The sequence below is a fragment of the Kitasatospora phosalacinea genome (assembly GCF_000716545.1).
GTDB lineage: Bacteria > Actinomycetota > Actinomycetes > Streptomycetales > Streptomycetaceae > Kitasatospora > Kitasatospora phosalacinea.
Window position 1 is genome coordinate 1 of sequence record NZ_JNWZ01000197.1, and the last position, 390, is coordinate 390.

Annotated in this window: 1 pseudogene; it reads right to left on the bottom strand. The window is 74.9% G+C overall.

Annotation, left to right across the window (positions count from 1 at the left end):
• Positions 1 to 390: pseudogene (locus tag OO48_RS37115) on the bottom strand (biotin carboxylase N-terminal domain-containing protein); the annotation flags it as partial.

The following is a 390-nucleotide window of genomic DNA, read 5'->3' on the forward strand; positions in this document are numbered from 1 at the left end:
TCGCGGACGGCGGAGTCGTAGAGTTCGGGGATCTCCTCCAGCGTGCGGGCGACCTTGAGGCCGCGGCCGCCGCCGCCGAAGGCGGCTTTGATGGCGACGGGCAGGCCGTGCTGGGTGGCGAAGGCGACGACCTCGTCGGCGCCGGAGACGGGGTCGGGGGTGCCGGCGACCAGGGGGGCGCCGGCGCGTTGGGCGACGTGGCGGGCGGTGACCTTTTGGCGATGTCCAGGTAGCTGGTGGCGGGGGTGTCGCCGCCGAGCGCGTACGCCTCGTCTGCGGCCCGTACGTGCAGCGCGTCCCGGTCAGGTTCCGCGTACACGGCGACGCTGGCGATTCCCGCGTCCCGGCAGGCCCGGGCGACGCGGACGGCGATTTCTCCGCGGTTGGCGA